At 38.3% G+C, this 17,333-nt stretch carries 16 protein-coding genes, 1 tRNA gene and 2 pseudogenes; 2 read left to right on the top strand and 17 right to left on the bottom strand.

Annotated elements, in window-relative coordinates; genetic code table 11:
• Positions 1-54: 54 nt before the first annotated feature.
• The 7 genes and pseudogenes from AVJ19_RS13065 to AVJ19_RS13035 all read right to left on the bottom strand — a co-directional run bounded on the left by AVJ19_RS13065 (position 55) and on the right by AVJ19_RS13035 (position 5,185).
• Positions 55-567: a tetratricopeptide repeat protein gene (locus tag AVJ19_RS13065; RefSeq protein WP_111860121.1), complete on the bottom strand. Its 513-nt coding sequence runs from the start codon at positions 565-567 to the stop codon at positions 55-57.
• Between the two features lie 88 nt (positions 568-655).
• Positions 656-994 carry a DUF3325 domain-containing protein gene (locus tag AVJ19_RS13060; protein ID WP_111860120.1) on the bottom strand — a complete coding sequence of 113 codons (339 nt, stop codon included), beginning with the start codon at positions 992-994 and terminating at the stop codon, positions 656-658.
• Complete coding sequence (locus AVJ19_RS13055) at positions 991-2,694, bottom strand: PepSY-associated TM helix domain-containing protein (RefSeq protein ID WP_111860119.1); 1,704 nt, start codon at positions 2,692-2,694, stop codon at positions 991-993. Before AVJ19_RS13055 ends, AVJ19_RS13060 begins: the two co-directional genes overlap by 4 nt.
• A gap of 1 nt (position 2,695) precedes the next feature.
• Entirely contained in the window at positions 2,696-3,052 is a 357-nt protein-coding gene (locus AVJ19_RS13050; RefSeq protein WP_111860118.1) for a hypothetical protein, read from the bottom strand.
• Positions 3,053-3,267: 215 nt separating this feature from the next.
• Positions 3,268-3,654: a carboxymuconolactone decarboxylase family protein gene (locus AVJ19_RS13045; protein WP_111860117.1), complete on the bottom strand. Its 387-nt coding sequence runs from the start codon at positions 3,652-3,654 to the stop codon at positions 3,268-3,270.
• A 129-nt stretch (positions 3,655-3,783) separates the two neighbouring features.
• Positions 3,784-4,182 (bottom strand): hydroxyphenylacetyl-CoA thioesterase PaaI, encoded by a 399-nt coding sequence (gene paaI, locus AVJ19_RS13040; protein WP_111860116.1) that lies wholly within the window; start codon positions 4,180-4,182, stop codon positions 3,784-3,786.
• A 216-nt stretch (positions 4,183-4,398) separates the two neighbouring features.
• A pseudogene (locus tag AVJ19_RS13035) lies at positions 4,399-5,185 on the bottom strand (rRNA large subunit pseudouridine synthase E).
• 753 nt (positions 5,186-5,938) lie between these two features.
• On the opposite strand from AVJ19_RS13035, the gene AVJ19_RS22040 reads away from it, so the two are divergent.
• Positions 5,939-6,130: a hypothetical protein gene (locus tag AVJ19_RS22040; protein ID WP_162626604.1), complete on the top strand. Its 192-nt coding sequence runs from the start codon at positions 5,939-5,941 to the stop codon at positions 6,128-6,130.
• Positions 6,131-6,368: 238 nt separating this feature from the next.
• Here the strand turns inward: AVJ19_RS22040 and purD are convergent, their stop codons facing one another.
• From purD to AVJ19_RS12995, 7 genes and pseudogenes are all read right to left on the bottom strand, one after another.
• Positions 6,369-7,655, bottom strand: a complete 1,287-nt coding sequence (gene purD / locus AVJ19_RS13025) for a phosphoribosylamine--glycine ligase (RefSeq protein ID WP_111860114.1) — start codon at positions 7,653-7,655, stop codon at positions 6,369-6,371.
• Between the two features lie 178 nt (positions 7,656-7,833).
• Entirely contained in the window at positions 7,834-9,408 is a 1,575-nt protein-coding gene (purH, locus tag AVJ19_RS13020; protein WP_111860113.1) for a bifunctional phosphoribosylaminoimidazolecarboxamide formyltransferase/IMP cyclohydrolase, read from the bottom strand.
• A 94-nt stretch (positions 9,409-9,502) separates the two neighbouring features.
• Complete coding sequence (gene fis / locus AVJ19_RS13015; RefSeq protein ID WP_001086304.1) at positions 9,503-9,772, bottom strand: DNA-binding transcriptional regulator Fis; 270 nt, start codon at positions 9,770-9,772, stop codon at positions 9,503-9,505.
• Positions 9,773-10,145: 373 nt separating this feature from the next.
• Positions 10,146-11,018, bottom strand: a complete 873-nt coding sequence (locus AVJ19_RS13010; protein ID WP_111860112.1) for a DUF3426 domain-containing protein — start codon at positions 11,016-11,018, stop codon at positions 10,146-10,148.
• A 20-nt stretch (positions 11,019-11,038) separates the two neighbouring features.
• Positions 11,039-11,941, bottom strand: a complete 903-nt coding sequence (prmA, locus tag AVJ19_RS13005) for a 50S ribosomal protein L11 methyltransferase (protein ID WP_111860111.1) — start codon at positions 11,939-11,941, stop codon at positions 11,039-11,041.
• Positions 11,942-12,080: 139 nt separating this feature from the next.
• Positions 12,081-12,971 (bottom strand): bile acid:sodium symporter family protein, encoded by an 891-nt coding sequence (locus AVJ19_RS13000; protein WP_111860110.1) that lies wholly within the window; start codon positions 12,969-12,971, stop codon positions 12,081-12,083.
• Positions 12,972-13,404: 433 nt separating this feature from the next.
• Positions 13,405-13,638 (bottom strand): annotated as a pseudogene (locus tag AVJ19_RS12995) (hypothetical protein); the annotation flags it as partial.
• A 247-nt stretch (positions 13,639-13,885) separates the two neighbouring features.
• On the opposite strand from AVJ19_RS12995, the gene mnmG reads away from it, so the two are divergent.
• Positions 13,886-15,766: a tRNA uridine-5-carboxymethylaminomethyl(34) synthesis enzyme MnmG gene (mnmG, locus tag AVJ19_RS12990; RefSeq protein ID WP_111860109.1), complete on the top strand. Its 1,881-nt coding sequence runs from the start codon at positions 13,886-13,888 to the stop codon at positions 15,764-15,766.
• 89 nt (positions 15,767-15,855) lie between these two features.
• Here mnmG and AVJ19_RS12985 read toward each other — a convergent pair whose 3' ends face one another.
• From AVJ19_RS12985 to AVJ19_RS12975, 3 genes are all read right to left on the bottom strand, one after another.
• On the bottom strand, positions 15,856-16,443 hold the full coding sequence (locus AVJ19_RS12985; protein WP_162626603.1) for a hypothetical protein: 588 nt from the start codon (positions 16,441-16,443) through the stop codon (positions 15,856-15,858).
• Between the two features lie 55 nt (positions 16,444-16,498).
• Complete coding sequence (locus tag AVJ19_RS12980; protein ID WP_111860107.1) at positions 16,499-17,068, bottom strand: hypothetical protein; 570 nt, start codon at positions 17,066-17,068, stop codon at positions 16,499-16,501.
• Between the two features lie 185 nt (positions 17,069-17,253).
• Positions 17,254-17,329: transfer RNA gene (locus AVJ19_RS12975), tRNA-Asn, on the bottom strand.
• Positions 17,330-17,333 lie beyond the last annotated feature (4 nt).

Below are 17,333 nucleotides of genomic sequence, written 5' to 3'. Positions count from 1 at the left end.
AATTTAAAAATAAAAGCCCACATACGTGAGCTTCTTCATTGTATTTGCTTAATTTTACTCAGCAGCCTGCGCTTTTTCCGCCCAATAATCTGCTTTTTCTTCATCAATGTCGACACCTAAACCATGCTCATAGATCGCAACAAGATCACGCATAGCTTGAGCATCGCCCCATTCAGCAGCTTGTTTGACCAATTTCACAGATTTTTCCACATCTTTTTCGATGACATCACCACGGCGAAAATAGCCCGCTAACTCTAAAGTCGCAGCAGGGTGCTTTAAAATATTGGCTTTACTTAACCAATAATATGCCAATTCAAAATGTGATTTAGCTTCTTCAGGTTCTTCTTCACGCAATTCTTTGGCATATACGGTATAGCCCTCACCGAGCCAATACATTGCTTCAACATTGCCATTTTCAGCCGCTTTCAATGCCCATTCTTCAGCAAGTTCAATGTCATCATCATGCTCACTTTGCATATAGTATTCAGCAAGTTCAAATTGTGCTTCAGCATTTCCAGCAAGCGCACGATTTGCTAGTGTGATTGGGATTGAAACACGTTTAGACATAATGATTCCAAAATAAAGCAGTTCTAAAAAATAAAAACCAATCCGAAGATTGGTTGTCTATTGTAACGCAAAATAAAAATGAAAGAGCTTATATTAAAATGATCAAGCCACTTATTAAGCCAAGAGCGATATTACATAATGCAATGATTTTAATTTTCTCAGCGATGTAGCTCAAACATAGCCCAACAAAAAGTGCAGAAAAAGTTAATACACCCACCCAATAGCTCAACATATTGCTTAAATTTCCAGAATAAGCGCAGATGATCATGGCAATAATGAGCAATAACCATCCAAGCCCTGACAGAATTCGTGTCTGTTGTTCAGATAATGTTTTATTGAAAATCTGTTTTTGATGTTTCGACATTGCACTGGCAAGCGCAAAAAATCCTAAATTACACACAGACCAAATCAAGATAAAGAAGATCAATTTTCAACCTCCTGTGCATTGCCTTGTTTGGCTTTTTTGCTAGGAATAGGTGAATGATTTTTCACTTTGCGATAAGCACAGAAGAATAGAATCGCCAATAACCACATAGCAAGGTCAAATGTTGCAATCATCCATTGTCCAGATGGGATGGATTGCCAAAGTGCTGCACCACCTGTGAGTCCATTGAGTATGGGTAAAAATGCAAATGCAAGGCTTGCAAATATGAGTAATTCTAACCAAGCTTGTCGATGTGAACGCACAGCAGCGTAGATGAAACACAGTAACCAAACACAAAAGAATGTACGGATTTCCCAGTTTAAGCGCATATCCATTGCAGCAGGAATTAAACGATTGGCATAAAAATAAGCAGCACATGCAATTGGTAAACCGATGATCGCCGTAATATTGGCAATTTCAACAAAGTGGAAACCTACAGATTTATAGCCTTGTTTTTGTTGCTGTGGCGCACGTTTTACACACCATAAAATCAGACCCGTTGCGACCATGAATGTACCCATGATCCCCGATAAAAATAACAACCAACGTAATGCAGTGCTGATACCACGTCCTTCATGTAGTACTGTCGTGACGTTATAAATTCCATTGGCAATAGATGGATTATTTAACTGTGTTGCAGGGGTGAGATTTTTGCCTGTTACACCATTAAATTCCAAACTGTCATAAACATTACGATGAGCCACACTGACTGCATGTAAAGCACGTATTTCGATTTTCGCTTGGCTGGTATTTGGTGCAATGATGCTGATCGAACCAATTGGGTTGCCTTTCCATTCAGACTGTGCAAATTGCACAATGGGTTTTAAATCGGTGAGTGCTGCGGCTTGAACATGCTCTTGGCGGGCTTTTCTATCACCACGTTTTGCACCATTTTCAGTATTTCCATCACGATTTCGAGCTGGATTTTCTCCACGAGCAATTTCATTTTTCTGTGAATGATCTTGGATAAGCGCCTGTCGTTGGTCTTGTAAAAATTCACCACGATTGGCATAGATCTGATTAATTCCCCAAGGCATAAACGTGAACATCAGTAAAAGTAGTCCACTGAAAGTAATCATCAAATGAAAGGGCAGTGCAAAAATAGCAGTGGCATTATGCGCATCTAACCATGAGCGTTGACCTTTACCTGTACGGAAAGTAAAGAAATCTTTAAAGATTTTTTTATGGGTAATGATACCACTGACAATCGCCACTAACATCAACATGGTGGCTAAACCCACGATCCAACGCGCCCAAATACGCGGCAAACCATATAACTCAAAATGAAAGCGATAGAGGAAGCTACCACCACGTGTGTCACGGGCTTGCAACACTTCACCAGTATGGCTGTCGAGATAAATTCGTTCACCACCACGTCTTGCACGAGGGTCTTCACCTTGTTTGCGAATAGTGACTGTGGTGATATTTTGCCGAGCATCGGGGAGTTGAATTGACCAACTGCCTGCTTGTGCGTGATTTTTTTGTAAATAATTCAATGCCACTTGAGTATTTTCAAGCTGCGAATCACTTGGGATGGATTGGTGAAATTCAGGCTTCATCCATGAACTGATCTCGGTTTGGAAGAAACTTAAAGTTCCTGTCAGGAAAATGGCATAGAGCAACCAACCTAAAATTAAACTTGCCCACGTATGCAGCCAAGACATGGATTGGCGAGGACCTTCAACTTTTGCATCTGCACGCATCTTAACTTCCTAACAGCTTGTAGATCGACCATAAAATCAGGCAAGGAATGAGTATTCCCAAACTTGCTTTTAAGGTTTTATTCACCATGAATACCCAAATAAAAGCAGCACAATGCAGGCTGAAAGCAATCAGAACTGATGCCGTTGCAGCACTAGAACGATAGTCTGCAAAATACTGGGCGATCACCAAAGCTGAAAGCGTGGCAAGTAAGTAACCACCAAAGATTGCCAAAATAAAACGATAAAAAATCATCACACGGTAGGAGATGGAAACAGAAGATTTTACTTTGGCTTTTCTAGATGAGGGCGTTGTTGCAAGAGAAGCTGAGTTTTGTATCTCAAAGTCGGTGCTAGACATAAGCATCATTCAACACAAAAATTAACATTAATGTAAATGATAACAATTATTATTAATAATTAAAATATTGACAAAATAATATATTTATCAAATGAATAATTTAGAATGCCTTGAATCAAAAATTTAAATTAGAAAAGTAGTGATAGAAAGGATATGTAGGTAGGGGGAGAAATGTTGAAAATTAAGGCTGAACATATTCAGCCTTAATATAAAAATCATTCAGCTTTTTGGTATTCATTAATCACTTCAAGTGCAGCACGAAAAGCTTCTTGCGTTGCAGGTGCACCACAATAAGGTAGGCTATGAAGCAAAACTTCTTGGATTTCTTCAACAGTTGCGCCATTGTTCAATGCACCACGTACATGACCTTTGAGCTCAGTTGGGCTTTTTTGAGCAGTTAAAAAAGCAATGGTGATGAGTGAGCGATATTTACGTGGTAACACACCTTCACGTTGCCAAGTTGAACCCCATGCATGTTCATTGATCCAATCTTGTAAGGGTTGAGTAAATGGCACAGTATTGTCTTGTGCACGTTGAACAAAACTTTCACCCATCACTTCAGTACGCACTTTTAAGCCATTGTCATAGTCTTGTTGTGACATTGATTTATCCTAAGGAGTTAAAATGATGCATATTAGCCTAATCCTTTTTAGGCAGAAAACCATAGGCGGAACGTCTAACTTTGCGATAAAAATGTGACAATGCAGCATGATTTTGATGAGCATTTAGAGCTATTTGGTCAGATTGACCATTCTCGAAATACCACGAAACTCGGCAATAATTTCGTCTTTTTGATTATAAACACTAATGTCATAAATCTCAGAACGACCACTTGGTGCTTTAAAGATGGCTTTTGCCGTTAATGTATCACCAACTTTACCCGGTTTGAGATAGCTGATGGTGCAGTGCTGTCCAACAGAAGTTGTTTCAGAATTACAAGCAACAGCAAATGCACTATCTGCTAATGTAAAAATAATACCGCCGTGACAAGTGCCATGTCCTTGTGTATGTGCTGTGGTGACAGTGAGTGAGAGTTGGGCTGCTTTATGTGAATAGTGGTCAAGTTGAATCCCTAAATTTTGCATGACAGTGTCATTTTCAAAGATTGTTTGTTGTAAATCTTGAGTCATTGTAAATTCCTTTTATTGATACTTAAATATTTTAAAAAATAAAATAACGTATCATAAATAGCATTTTGATCTTTTTTAGGCAAGTTGAATTTAGTTTTTAATTTTGATATTCAGTGCTAATATTTTAAAAAATAATGAAAAATATCTAAGATTTATTTACACAATAAAAAAGCCCACATCTGTGAGCTTGATTAAACATGAACTGAACGCTAAATATTAACGTCCGTTACGTCCACGACCACGTGCGCTTTGTTATTTGGACGAGTTGTACCATTGGTTTTACGTTTTGGCTTTTCGCTGTCATCCATTTGCCAAATACGTTTAGTCCCTGATTTTTTGACTGAACCATCTTTATTTTTACGAACCATTGGCTTACCACCTGTACCACCCGGTTTTTTCACATAAGAACGTGAACGGTACGGTTCTTCCGCAGGCACATTTTGAAAATCAGGATAGAGTAATGGCTCGATTTCTTTGGTTTCACCCGGTTTTAAAGCCATTTGCACCAAATCAATCGCACCAATACGGGTACGAATCAAACGTAACGTTGGAAAACCAACAGCACCTGTCATACGGCGCACTTGACGGTTACGACCTTCACAGATCGAAATTTCAACCCAGGATGTTGGAATATTGGCACGGAAACGCACAGGAGGATCACGATCCCATAACCATTCAGGTTGTTCAACTTTTTCAGCTTTGGCAGGTAAAGTCATACCATCTTTCAGCTCTACGCCTTTGCGCAGTTGCTCAAGGGCTTCTTCTGTAATGTCACCATCGACCTGAACCAAATAGGTTTTAAACTTTTTATTGGCAGGGTTGGTAATGTATTGGTTCAGACCACCGTGATCGGTCAGAAAAACCAAACCTTCTGAGTCCATATCCAAACGACCCGCCAAACGTAAAGTGAGTCATTGACGAAGTCCGACATGGTCATGTGCGCTTCGTCTTTACGGAATTGGGAGAGAACCCCATAAGGTTTATTCAGGATGACAATTTTCATAAAATTAGCTATTTAAATAGAGAATATCGTTGGGCATGAACGAGATGAACCGTTAACTGACCCATTTCAAAATGGTGGTGTGGGAGTGCGGAAAAATTGAAGCCCACAGAATGTTGCTGATTATAGCAGAATTAAATTTGATGCTCTGCAAATTTCTATGCTGATCTTTCTTTGCAAATAATGTATAGGTGTTTTGCATGATTAATCATCATTTTGAGTATGATTTTAAAGGATAATTTTTATAAAAAATGCAGCTTCGCTTTAGATCAATTCAAAAAACAGTATATTTTATTCAATAAAGGGAGGTACTTCAAAAAGCATGCTGACTATATTTTACTCACCACCTCAATGTTATAAAATCTTGAAAATATAGTGAATTTAGTTCCTATATTTTCAATTTTTCTATTGACAGATTTGGGTAACATACTTTTTAGAACACCACCAAAAAATCTTCAAAATTTTCACGTATAATCACACGATAACCAATATCTTTATGGTATTGAACCCCCTTTTTGAGATTTCCATTTTTGAATTATTACAGCTCCAATAACTGGTATCCAAGGAAAGGTAAGTATTACAAGATTCCATGTATAAATACGAAGAGGAATGGACTTTTCAGAACTAAACATTCCCCACCAAATCAACTCTAATAAGATAGTCATAAGCAATACACTGAGGATAATGCTCAGCATAAAACTGGTGGTTTTCTTATGGATTTTCTGAAATATGTGATGTATGCACAGGAATGTTGCAATGAAACAAACATGTCCTAAGAGAAAACTGGAAATTACTAAAAATGGTGAAATAAGTATAATTATAGCTTCTCCGAGTACAGCTGAACCATTCGCATTATGTTGCCCTAAATCTATAATAAATATGTACCAGATAAATGGTAGAAATGAAATTGCGACCCAAAAACACCGTTTTATAAATAGATGGATGTAAGTGTTTTTATATTGTTGATCAAATTTTGATATGATGAATCCTATTGGAATCATTAAAAAAAAATGTAAAAATAAGAGAAATATACATAAAACAGATTCAAAGGTTATTGCAATGATCATCCTGTATTAGTGTCAATGTGAAGTGAAGTATATGTGAAATGATTGTGATTTTTATTGGTTGAATGAACAATAAAAAAAACCGCCTAAGCGGGTTTTTAAAATACTGAGACTCTGAAAACTTATTCAGCATTTTCACGTGCAATGGCACGGTAACCAATATCTTTACGGTATTGAACACCATCAAAAGTCACTTTTTGGCAAAGTTCTAAAGCTTTCGCTTGCGCTTCACCAATGGTATTACCCAGCGCTGTTACGCAAAGTACACGACCACCTGCAGTTACGATGTCGCCATTTTCATTGGCTTTCGTACCTGCATGGAATACTTTAGCATCTGCCATTTCAGTATCTAAACCTGAAATTACATCGCCATTGCTTGATGTTTCAGGATAGCCTTTCGATGCTAAAACGATACCAACTGTTTTACGCTCATCCCAATCAGCTTCTTTTGGTAAATTACCTGCAATACCCGCTTCAACCAAATCAACAAGTGATGATTTTAAACGCATCATGATGGGTTGAGTTTCAGGATCACCAAAACGACAGTTGAACTCGATCACTTTCGGTTGACCTTGTTCATCAATCATCAAGCCTGCATACAAGAAACCAGTGTAAACGTGACCATCTGCTTTCATACCATCTACAGTTGGACGCATCACTTCACGCATGGTTTTTTCAAATACATCCGCAGTCACAACAGGCGCAGGAGAGTAAGCACCCATACCGCCAGTGTTCGGACCTTGGTCACCTTCAAAAATACGTTTGTGATCTTGAGATGTTGCCATTGGTAAAATGTTGTCGCCATCAATCATACAGATGAAAGATGCTTCTTCACCTGCTAAGAATTCTTCAATCACGACACGAGAACCCGCATCACCAAATTTGTTGCCTGCAAGCATGTCATCAATTGCATCAAATGCTTCTTGATTGGTCATCGCAACGATCACACCTTTACCCGCAGCAAGACCGTCCGCTTTGATGACAATCGGTGCGCCATTTTTTTCTACAAATGCTTTAGCTGCATCTACTTCTGTAAATACATCATAGAAAGCTGTTGGAATGTTATGGCGTTTCAGGAAGTGTTTCGCAAATGCTTTCGAGCCTTCAAGCTGTGCAGCAAACTGAGTTGGACCCCAGATTTTAACGCCAGCTTCACGGCAAGCATCAACTACACCATTTACAAGTGGTGCTTCAGGGCCAACGATGACTAAATCAACTGCATTGTTTTTTGCAAAGTCGATGATCGCAGCATTGTCTAAAATATTTAAGGCAACATTTTCGCATTTATTTTCAGTTGCAGAACCAGCATTACCTGGTGCTACAAATACTTTTGCGACTTTGTCATCTTGTGCGATTTTCCATGCAAGTGCATGTTCACGACCGCCATTACCCAAAACTAAAATATTCATCTAAAAATCCCTCAAAAGAATAGAATCCCACCTTGCGAACTCAGAATATATTCTGAGGATTCTCACCCTTTAAAAAGGGGAAGGGCATCGCAAATAAAACACAGTTTTATGATGCGAAAAGTCCCCCTTTTTACAAAGGGGGATTTAGGGGGATTAATAAATACGACTTATATATTAATTAGTGACGGAAATGACGCATACCCGTGAACACCATTGCAATACCAGCTTCGTCAGCAGCAGCAATGGTTTCTTCATCACGCATAGAACCACCCGGTTGGATAATGCATTTGATACCTGCTTTCGCAGCATTATCAATACCATCACGGAATGGGAAGAATGCATCAGACGCCATTACAGCACCTTCAACCACTAAGCCAGCATGTTCAGCTTTGATCGCAGCAATACGTGCAGAGTTTACACGGCTCATTTGACCAGCACCTACACCAATCGTTTGACGCCCTTTAGCATAAACAATCGCATTTGATTTCACGTATTTCGCAACTTTCCAAGCAAAGATTAAGTCATCAATTTCTGCTTCAGTTGGCACACGCTTCGTCACAACTTTAAGGTCATCTTTAGTGATCATGCCTAAGTCTTGATCTTGAACTAGTAAACCGCCGTTTACACGTTTATAGTCAAGTTGAGCCTGACGTGCATCGATTGCAGGAAGTTCGCCACATACAAGTACACGGACATTTTTCTTCGCGCCAGTCACTTCAAGTACACCATCAGCGATGCTTGGCGCAATGATCACTTCAACGAATTGACGGTCTACAATCGCTTGCGCAGTTGCAACATCTAATTCACGGTTGAATGCAATGATGCCGCCGAATGCTGATTCAGGATCGGTTGCATAAGCAAGATCATAAGCAGCTTGGATACCATCTAAAGAAACCGCAACACCACAAGGATTTGCATGTTTCACGATCACACAAGCAGGTTTTGCAAATGATTTCACACATTCAAGTGCTGCATCTGTATCTGCGATGTTGTTATAAGACAGCTCTTTACCCTGAAGTTGTTTCGCTGTAGAAACAGACGCTTCAGTCGCAGTATCCTCTACATAGAATGCAGCAGATTGATGCGGGTTTTCACCATAACGAAGGTCTTGAACTTTGTTTAATTGGGTATTGAAAGTACGTGCAAATTTGTCTGCTTGACCTTCTGCTTTACCTACGCGAGCGCCTAAGTAAGAAGCAATCATACCGTCATACTGTGCAGTATGTTCAAATGCTTTAACTGCTAAGTCAAAACGTGTTGCATGAGATAAAGCACCGTTTGCTTTTAACTCTTCAACGATAGTTGCATAGTCAGATGCATTGACAACAATACCGACAGAAGCATGGTTTTTCGCAGCAGCACGAACCATGGTTGGACCACCGATGTCGATATTTTCAATCGCATCTGCAAGTGAACAGTTAGGTTTTGCCACAGTTGCAGCAAATGGATATAAGTTCACAACAACAAGATCAATCGCATCAATGTTGTGTTCAGCCATTACAGCTTCGTCTAGACCACGGCGAGCCAAGATCCCACCATGAATTTTTGGATGTAATGTTTTTACACGACCATCCATCATTTCTGGGAAACCTGTGTGCTCTGAAACTTCAACTACGGCAACATTGTTGTCTTTAAGCAACTTGTATGTACCACCTGTAGATAAAATTTCCACCCCAAGAGCAACAAGGTTTTGGGCAAATTCAACAATTCCAGTCTTATCTGAAACAGAAATTAAAGCGCGTTTAATAGTCATGATCTTCGTCAACAGTTCTTTAGTCTAGAGATTTAAACAAATAGGCAAAACGTAGGTAAAAAAATGCCCACGCAAGCCGTGAGCATTTTATCATTTATTCACTCATTAAACCGTGAGCTTTCAACTTTTTACGTAAAGTTCCGCGGTTTAGTCCGAGAATTTCAGCAGCGCGAGTTTGATTACCACGCGTATATTCTAAAACAACAGATAAAAGAGGTTTCTCCATTTCTGCTAGCACCATGTCGTACACTTGAGATGGTTGCTCACCTTGCAATTGTGCAAAATAGTGACGAACTGCGCGATCTACGTGAATACGAAGAGCGACATCAGATTGTGCAGTAAAAATAGGAGATTTGCTATTCATGCGAGTTAATCCGAAAATTCAGATACTACTTGGGTAAAGTAATATAAATGTGGTCTAAAAAATATCGAGCTCCGTTTTAGATCCTAAAACGGTGGGCTCTAAAACAAGAACAATTAGCTTGCCACAACTTACGCAATTGAGTGAAAAATAAGCGTAACAATAAATTAATATTTGTTACTGATCACTTTAAAACAAAAATAATCCCTGATGCGCAAAATAGAAGATTAAGCACATGGTCAAGACTATATTTGTTGTGAAAAATTGCGAGGAGTTTGCGGTACAAAGCTTTCGTGGCGCGTATGATACCATTGTCTAAGAAAAAGTGAGCAAGAAAACTACATTTTTTTTAATTTTTTTATAGTTTTTTTCAATATTAAGGGTGAATTATTTCTAATTTCCAACTGTCAATGCTGTTTTTTGAAATTGGTAAGGTAAATTTAAAGGTATAAGGACTATTTTGTGGAATACGTCGAATCCCTGTTAAGCTTTCCACGAGATATTCGTCTGAGGATACAATAAAAGTTTTGATTTGCTGATTCTCCTTATATAAAGAGACTTTAATTAAAGGTAACTCTAAGCTTTTGGAAAACTGATTGAGTAATTGACCTGAAAATTCAGTTTCGTTGATCGTTATTACTTTGACTTGTAGATTCTTGACCAAAATTTGTTTATAGCGTTGGTCAATGGTTTCACAACGTAAAATAGAACAAGTCTGGGTAAATACTGTATTTAAAATCGGATAACGGTCTAATAAATTCGGGTTAAACCACAACACTTGGAAGCTAAGTATAGAGACCAAGGCAATATTAATCAGTGTCCACATGATGTAATAAAGACGTGTCTTTTGAATTTGTGTATGTGGTTTATGGTTATGATGGGTCGCTAAATGTAAAGATGGAAATGTATTTAGCGTATTGTCTTCGACAAACTTCAGCGTATTTAGATAGGTTCTTAAGTCAATATTGGAATTTTTAATTTTGCGGTTAAAGAAATCGGCGAGGTTTTGTTTTTCGAGTTTAAAGTCGACCAATTCTTCTCTGCTAATTTGTTGAAAAATCGGTTGAGTGACTGTTCGAGGTGGGGAGGTCTCAATGAGGTCGTTTTGATTCACCACTAAATTTAATAATGCATTAAATTCGGCTGAACATTTAGGACAACAGACCCTACCTTCCGCAACAGTCAGTTGCATCACAGAGACTTTATATAAAGTTAAGCAATTTGGACAGCGGGTCTGTTTGTCACTCATAGTTTCATCAATTTTGGGGTTTATACTTGATGACGTTTTCCTGAAATACGACACCAATTTTCATCACGTTTTTCAACTTCTAATATATCAAAAAATTGAGAATAAACATCAGAAACATCAGTTACTTGTTCTTCAATTACACCTGCGAGTGCGAACTCACCCTCAGATTTGATTAAAGTTGAGAATTCTTCAGCAAGCATCATTAACGGACCTGCAAGAATATTGGCAACAAAAACATCAGCTTTTTGATCAGCGAGCTCTTGGTTAAATTCTTCAGGTAAGCCAACATAGAGTTTATCTAATACACCATTGAGCTCAGCATTTTGTTGGGTCGCCAAAACGGCTTGAGGGTCAATATCAGTGGCATAGACTTTTTTTGCACCAAGTAAGAGAGCAGCAACGCCTAAAATACCTGAACCACAGCCATAGTCGATGACAATCTTATCTTTTACATCAGTTTTACCAAGCCATTGTAAGCATAAGAATGTTGAAGCGTGATTACCTGTACCAAATGCTAAGCCTGGATCAAGTTTAATATTCACTGCATCTGCTTCAGGGGCTTCCATCCATTCTGGTACGATCCAATATTTTTCAGCAATCTGAATGGGTTCATAGGCATCCATCCAAGTGCGCTCCCATTCTTGATCTTCGATGAACTCGCTACGCATAGGTGCATCAGGCATTTGTGAACGGATAAATGTTTCTAAAGCAGCAACATCGATTTCTTCATCATCTTCTTGCGCATAAATGCCAGTAACGATAACTTTTTTCCATAGTGGTGTTTCACCTGGAAGCGGTTCTAATAAGTCTTGGTTTTCCGCATCGTCCAAAGTCACACTGACTGCACCAATAGAACTCAGTAATGTTTCAGTAAAATCGACTTCTGCTTGTTCAACAGTAATATGAATTTGTAACCACTTCACGATTAAAAACCTAATTTATTTTCATCAAAGGGCTATTGTAGCCGAATAGCATCTGATTCACAGAAAAAAATAAGAGAATAAATCAGATTCTCTTATTTTTATGGGAAAAGACAGGTCATTTGCAGTATTTAAACATTACTTATTGAGGCTTTACTAAAGCGGAGTTGTTGATCTCGATCGGATGAAACTTATTGAGTAACATGCCAAAAATAGCGGCGAAAACATACATGAAAATTGAATATACTGCTGCAGGCATGGCAACTGTGGTATTGGCGATCACAGTCAAGGCGATGGTCATTGCCAAAGTACTGTTGTGAATGCCGATTTCAAATGCACAAGCGCGAGCTTGGGCGCTATTAATCCCTAAAAGTCTAGGTACAAAATAGCCAATGACTAGACTACAAATACAGAAAACGACTGTGGCTAAACCGACTTGTGTAAGGTATTGTAGAATATGTGCACGTTCTTTGGCTATCGCTCCGATGATAATTAAAATCAAGAACACGACTGAGAATATTCGTAAAGGCTTATTGAGTTTCTCTGTAAAATGTGGCGCATAATTGCGAATCAACATACCGATACAGACTGGCACTAAAATAATCGCAAAAACTTGTAAGATTTTACTGAATTGCATACTAATTTGTTGTCCATCATTCATAAAGTATTGAATGGAAAAATTGACAATCAAGGGCAGGGTAAAAGCAGCAATCACAGAATTAATCGCCGTTAAAGTAATATTTAAGGCGATATCACCTTTAAATAAATAACTAAATAAATTTGCTGTACTACCCCCAGGTGAGGCTGCGAGCAGCATTAAACCGACTGCAAGTAACGGCGGTAAAGCCAAGATTTTACAAAGAATAAAAGCAATGCCAACCAAGAGCACCAATTGACAAAATAATGCAATTAATACTGCTTTAGGGTGTTTAGAAACACGAGCAAAATCTTTGGGAGTAAGTTCTAACCCTAAGCCGATCATGATGATGGCAAGTGCTAGGGGTAACATAATGGTAATAATCCCTGAATCCATATCTTTTCCTTTGTTGTTGTTTTAAATCATCCTTCGGTTTAGCCTAAACGATTTATAGAAAAGTGGAATAGAAAATTAGATGAAATTACACATTTTTGATCACATTTAAATTTTTATTTGATTTATCTGAGCAATATAAAAAGCGACCAACAGATGATGATCGCTTTTTGCCTTATATTTTCACAATGAAAATATAATTTGAAGTATTTAGTTTTTATTATTGTGCTAGAGCTGGAGCTTCTACATCGGCTTCAGGACTAGCTTGTTGTGTTGCGTCTGTTGCAGGTGCAGCAGCTTCAGGACTAGCTTGTTGTGTTGCATCGGTTGCAGGTGCAGCGGCTTCTGGTTGAGCAGCAGGAGTATTCTCTACTGCAGGTGTATTTTCAATAGCAGTTGGCTCTGCTTGAGCAGCGGCTGCTGAAGCACCTCCAGCGGGTGCAGGGAAAGCAAATTGTAATTTACCATTTTCATTAGGTTCACATGAACCATTGTAGGTCACGCCTTTATTGGCATAGACTACCCAATCACCTTGCTTTTTATTTTTGCACACTTGAACTTGTTTGTTTACTTCGGCTTTGCTTGAGTTCTCATCAGCTGCATGTGCAAAGCTTGTACCAACAAAACACATAAGTGAAAGAGAAAGTGCTTTTAAAATAGTATTTTTCATAACATGCGTCCTTTATTTAATCAAATAATATAATGAGGGAAAAGCAACCCTGACCTCTGTTCGTTATTCATACTAGGAACTTTTTTAAAAAAGTTATATTTAGTTTGTAGGAGTGAACTGCTACAAAATGTGACGGTATGTAAGGGTGTGAAACGGCAAAGGAAAATAAAAATTGTAAATCGTTCTCATACTAAAGTTAAAAATTTGCTATAATTTTACGTCATTTTATTTTCTCTCAATTACCACTATGCATTATCCTAAAGTTTACGATGTTATTGTTATCGGCGGCGGTCACGCAGGTACGGAAGCGGCACTTGCTGCGGCACGTATGGGTCGACAGACTTTACTCCTTACTCATAATATTGAGACTTTAGGGCAGATGAGCTGTAACCCAGCGATTGGTGGTATTGGTAAATCACATTTGGTCCGTGAAATTGATGCCTTAGGCGGTGCGATGGCACTTGCTGCTGATAAAGGCGGTATTCAATTCCGTATTCTCAACTCACGCAAAGGTGCGGCAGTTCGAGCGACACGTGCACAAGCAGATCGTATCCGTTATAAAGCAGCGATTCGTCATACTTTAGAAAATCAAGCCAATTTGGACATTTTCCAACAAGCGGCGGATGATTTGATCGTTGAAGGCGATACCGTTAAAGGTGTTGTGACACAAATGGGCATTCGCTTTGATGCGAAAACGGTTGTATTAACAACGGGGACTTTCCTTGGCGGTGTGATTCATGTTGGTTTGAATAATTCATCAGGTGGTCGTGCGGGTGATCCTCCATCTATTTCACTTGCGGCACGTTTACGTGAATTAAAACTTCCTGTTGGTCGTTTAAAAACAGGTACACCGCCACGTATTGATGCACGTTCAGTTGATTTTTCTGTGATGACACCACAACCGGGGGATTTCCCATCGCCAACCATGTCATTTATGGGCGATGTGTCGATGCATCCTGAGCAAGTGAACTGCTACATCACACATACCAATGAACGCACGCATGACATTATTCGTGGTGGTCTAGATCGTTCACCGATGTATACGGGTGTGATTGAAGGCGTTGGTCCTCGTTATTGCCCATCGATTGAAGATAAAATCAATAAATTTGCAGATAAAAACTCACATCAAGTCTTCCTTGAGCCTGAAGGTTTAGATACCCATGAGCTTTATCCAAATGGTATTTCGACCTCTTTACCGTTTGATGTGCAGTTTGAATTGGTGCGTTCGATTCGTGGTATGGAAAATGCACACATTCTTCGACCAGGCTATGCGATTGAGTATGATTATTTCAACCCGCAATCTTTGAAGTTCTCTTTAGAAACCAAATCAATCAATAACTTGTACTTTGCGGGTCAAATCAACGGGACTACAGGTTATGAAGAAGCAGGCGCACAAGGTTTATTGGCAGGTCTAAATGCTGCTCGCCGTGCGTGGGATCAAGAGCAATGGACACCAAAACGTGATGAAGCGTATATGGGCGTACTTGTTGATGATCTTATTACATTGGGTACCAAAGAGCCGTACCGTATGTTTACTTCGCGTGCGGAATATCGTTTGATGCTTCGTGAAGACAATGCTGATCAACGTTTAACACCAATGGGTCGTGAATTGGGCTTGGTGGATGATGCACGTTGGGATTCTTACTGCCAAAAAATGGAAGCAGTAGAAACTGAAAAAGCTCGTTTACAACATCTTTGGGCTGCGCCAAATAATCCATTGGGTAAAAAATTCGTTGAATTGACCGGTGATGATCTGTCTAAAGAAACCAATGCGATTGATTTGTTGAAACGTCCAAATATTAATTTTGCTCAAATCGCTGAAATCACAGGTTCTGAAGTCACTGCATTTGTGGGTGAGCAGATCGAAATTGCGGTGAAATATGCAGGTTATATTCACCGTCAGCAAGAAGATGTTGCGCAAATGAAGCGTTTGGAAGAAACCCGTATTCCTGCTGACTTTGATTATGATGTAGTTTCTGGTTTATCTCGTGAAATTACCTTGAAATTAAAAGATGTTCGTCCTGAGACTTTGGCACAAGCAGGTCGTATTCCGGGTGTAACTCCTGCGGCAGTACAATTGTTGATGATTACGATTCGTAAGAATAATCAAGCGAAAAAATCGGCTTAATTGTTAGATTGTAATAAAACCCGCTCAGTGCGGGTTTTATTATGTTTGAAATTTACGAAGTGTAAGTTTGATAAAAATCAAATGCTGATTTAAGGGGAAATAAGCAAATACCCCAATAGATCTAATTGAAAATTTTGTTCGATATCTAAATACTGTTTGAAATTAATGTGTATATCTTTTTGATAATATTGAATAAATTCATCACGTTTAGATTCAGGAAGATAATAAATCAAAGACAATAAAGTGATGACTTCAAAATGCACATGTTTAGGTAAAAAGAATAGGGGAATTACATGGTGTTTATTTATTGCTTTTTGATCAAGATGCAATATTACGGTGGAGTGGAAGAAATTTAGATCTTCTACACTGATATTGGTTTGCTCAATATCTTCAAGCAAAATATCCAAAGATTTAAATAAAGTCCGAATTTCTAATCGCTGCTTAGAAATACGTAAATAAGGTTTGCCAAAACGAATAAGAAATACAATGTAGTAAAGTGAGATAAGAATAAATAAAATACTGATCAATGCACAGCCAAGTGCGAATAAGGGATGGTCGAATTGAAATTCACGATTTAAAAAATAGAACAGAAAAGCAAACGCATAAATTGTTATAAAACTGAAAATGAGCATACTCAGGCGAGAGCTGAATTTTAATGTAGAGTGTGTAGGCATCATTGTAATTTTTCACTCAGTTTTTGAATAACAAAATATATTGATCGCTGCATGGCACTTATTTTTGTCGTTGTTCTGCATCATGTTGAAATGCTAATCGAACATTTTTGCGAATTAAAATAACATTATTCTCTTGATAATATTGATGTTCCTTTTCAGTAAAATACTGGGTCAGTTCAGGCTTTATACCACGATTCCATTGTTGAATAACATCAATACGTTGTTGAGTATTCATACGTTTGAGTATGGTGATCCACGTGGCAAAATCAAGATCAATGAATTGATAGCATTCTGGAAAAATACGGATACGTAAAACTTCTTTATATTCACCATAACCTGTTTTTTGCTGCTTTTGAACATCCCAAGTATTTAATTGTAAATCACATAAAGAACTGCCGTGCATGGAAAATATTTTTAAATCTGACGTTTCTATATCAATCCATTTCACATATTCAGATTTCTTCCAAATTCCCTCATGAAATAGGGCTTCAGGTGTAATTTTTAAATGTGGATGAGTAATTTTAAATAAACGATAAGTGGCAAAACTACACAGAAAAATCATATAAGCAAAAAATAGTGCAAGTGCTGCATAAATGATGCTGTGGTGTGCAATCGCATTTATAGCCATGACAAGTGCTGCAAAGATAAACATTAGGACAAGGAAGGGAAGAAAGAATTTATTGAGTTTAGATTTCTTTAAATAAAAAATATGAAAATTTTCAGACATGCTTTATTAAATCAAATATTTTGTTTTATGATTTGAATAGTAAAATAAAAAAGCCCATGTCGCAATGCATGGGCTTTTTAAAATCTTGGCTCTTCCACCTGGGCTCGAACCAGGGACCTGCGGATTAACAGTCCGTCGCTCTACCGACTGAGCTATGGAAGAATAG

Origin of the sequence: Acinetobacter sp. CFCC 10889, from assembly GCF_003268395.1 — a bacterium.
Lineage (GTDB): Bacteria > Pseudomonadota > Gammaproteobacteria > Pseudomonadales > Moraxellaceae > Acinetobacter.
Note: the sequence above shows the minus strand (reverse complement) of the source record. Positions and strands in the feature narration are given on the sequence as shown.

Coding starts and splice junctions, on each gene's coding strand:
- AVJ19_RS12985 (WP_162626603.1), bottom strand. CDS start 16,443: ATGATGCCTACACACTCTACATTAAAATTCAGCTCTCGCCTGAGTATG.
- mnmG (WP_111860109.1), top strand. CDS start 13,886: ATGCATTATCCTAAAGTTTACGATGTTATTGTTATCGGCGGCGGTCAC.
- fis (WP_001086304.1), bottom strand. CDS start 9,772: ATGAATAGCAAATCTCCTATTTTTACTGCACAATCTGATGTCGCTCTT.
- purD (WP_111860114.1), bottom strand. CDS start 7,655: ATGAATATTTTAGTTTTGGGTAATGGCGGTCGTGAACATGCACTTGCA.
- AVJ19_RS13045 (WP_111860117.1), bottom strand. CDS start 3,654: ATGTCACAACAAGACTATGACAATGGCTTAAAAGTGCGTACTGAAGTG.
- AVJ19_RS13065 (WP_111860121.1), bottom strand. CDS start 567: ATGTCTAAACGTGTTTCAATCCCAATCACACTAGCAAATCGTGCGCTT.
- AVJ19_RS13010 (WP_111860112.1), bottom strand. CDS start 11,018: ATGAGTGACAAACAGACCCGCTGTCCAAATTGCTTAACTTTATATAAA.
- AVJ19_RS13000 (WP_111860110.1), bottom strand. CDS start 12,971: ATGGATTCAGGGATTATTACCATTATGTTACCCCTAGCACTTGCCATC.
- AVJ19_RS13050 (WP_111860118.1), bottom strand. CDS start 3,052: ATGTCTAGCACCGACTTTGAGATACAAAACTCAGCTTCTCTTGCAACA.
- paaI (WP_111860116.1), bottom strand. CDS start 4,182: ATGACTCAAGATTTACAACAAACAATCTTTGAAAATGACACTGTCATG.
- AVJ19_RS12980 (WP_111860107.1), bottom strand. CDS start 17,068: ATGGCTATAAATGCGATTGCACACCACAGCATCATTTATGCAGCACTT.
- AVJ19_RS22040 (WP_162626604.1), top strand. CDS start 5,939: ATGAAACAAACATGTCCTAAGAGAAAACTGGAAATTACTAAAAATGGT.
- AVJ19_RS13055 (WP_111860119.1), bottom strand. CDS start 2,694: ATGCGTGCAGATGCAAAAGTTGAAGGTCCTCGCCAATCCATGTCTTGG.
- purH (WP_111860113.1), bottom strand. CDS start 9,408: ATGACTATTAAACGCGCTTTAATTTCTGTTTCAGATAAGACTGGAATT.